Source organism: Sinorhizobium glycinis, from assembly GCF_001651865.1.
Lineage (GTDB): Bacteria > Pseudomonadota > Alphaproteobacteria > Rhizobiales > Rhizobiaceae > Sinorhizobium > Sinorhizobium glycinis.
This window is the reverse complement of record NZ_LPUX01000005.1, coordinates 1-1,154: the sequence shown is the minus strand read 5'-3', so window position 1 is coordinate 1,154 and position 1,154 is coordinate 1. Positions and strand designations below refer to the sequence as shown.

The 1,154-nt window shown below is 56.7% G+C and carries 1 protein-coding gene and 1 tRNA gene; one reads left to right on the top strand and one right to left on the bottom strand.

The features are described from left to right. The first annotated feature begins 491 nt into the window (after positions 1-491). The gene (locus AU381_RS27740) at positions 492-749 is read left to right on the top strand and encodes a hypothetical protein (protein ID WP_014857619.1); all 258 of its coding nucleotides are present in this window, start codon (positions 492-494) and stop codon (positions 747-749) included. A 162-nt stretch (positions 750-911) separates the two neighbouring features. Here AU381_RS27740 and AU381_RS00040 read toward each other — a convergent pair. Further along, positions 912-987, bottom strand: a tRNA-Ile gene (locus tag AU381_RS00040). Positions 988-1,154 lie beyond the last annotated feature (167 nt).

Genomic DNA, 1,154 nt, shown 5'->3' with positions numbered 1-1,154 from the left:
TCCAAGCCCGCGTCATTGGCGCGGGATAAAATCCGTCACCACCAAAACTGCGTCAGAGCCAATTTTGCACGCCGATTGACAAGCGCTCGACGCCAACTGTGCTAAGAACCGTCTTCCGCCACTTCCTGCTTTTGGACGGGTTCGGCAAGTGGGTAGCTTCCGTTAGTTCGACATTTTGTTCGGCCAGAGCCTTGCGAAAGGCTTTGGCCATGAATTTCGAGCGTGCGAAAACACTAATGGTTCTTTCCCTTTCTGGGGCGTAATGGAGGTCAGTGCTCGCGTTTCTGACGAGCCGCCCACAAGGGTCAAGCCATGAATTTGTGCATTCACCATTCCGGAGCGAGCGGCGGGCTTGATGGGCCGACTCGGATGGTAGCCAATTGCCGTTGAGGTCAACGAGGCACAGTCCGCTGTCGCGCCCAAAAAGAAGCGAAACTGTGATAGAAGTGTTCGTCAGGCCGGAGCAAAGGCCAACGAAGGGCAGCGCAGCAATGCTGAAAACCGATACCCGCCAAGCGAATTGGCGCCGTGCCAATCCAGGGAAGTATGATGCTCATCTCGCTGTGCAGCGCGCAGTGAATGCAGGCGAACTGGAGAAGCAAACGTGCGAAGTCTGCGGGATCGAAGCAGTCGATGCCCATCACGACCAATATGACGAGCCTTTGAAGGTACGGTGGTTATGCCGGCGGCATCACACACGACTTCACCACTACGGCGAAGACATGTTTCCGATCAGGGATGCATTTTAGTTGCCCTTTGGACTTGCCAGGCGGCAGACCTCGGGCTCCGTGGCTATCTCTGGGAGGTTTCGGTGTGACGGAGCATATGCTGCTTTCCAGGCAGCCCCGGTCGTCTATCGCGGGGCGACGCAGATGCTCGAGTGCCGCGGTATGAGGCGACACAAAAAAATTTGGTGGGCCCGGCAGGACTCGAACCTGCAACCAATCGGTTATGAGCCGACGGCTCTAACCATTGAGCTACAGGCCCCTCCTCCAGACGGCTTACGGCAGCAGTGAGAGATTTGCAATATTTCAATCTACTCCCGACCGACGTTTGCGCTTGGGCGCTGCGGTCTGCAGCGCGACATATGTGGAACGACCCGCTTGGCAAGGGCATTTTTCAGCGATTCATCCCGCGGGAACGGTGCGGTCATA

Excerpts from the sequence above, each read along its gene's own strand:
- AU381_RS27740 (WP_014857619.1), top strand. The coding sequence starts at position 492 with ATGCTGAAAACCGATACCCGCCAAGCGAATTGGCGCCGTGCCAATCCA.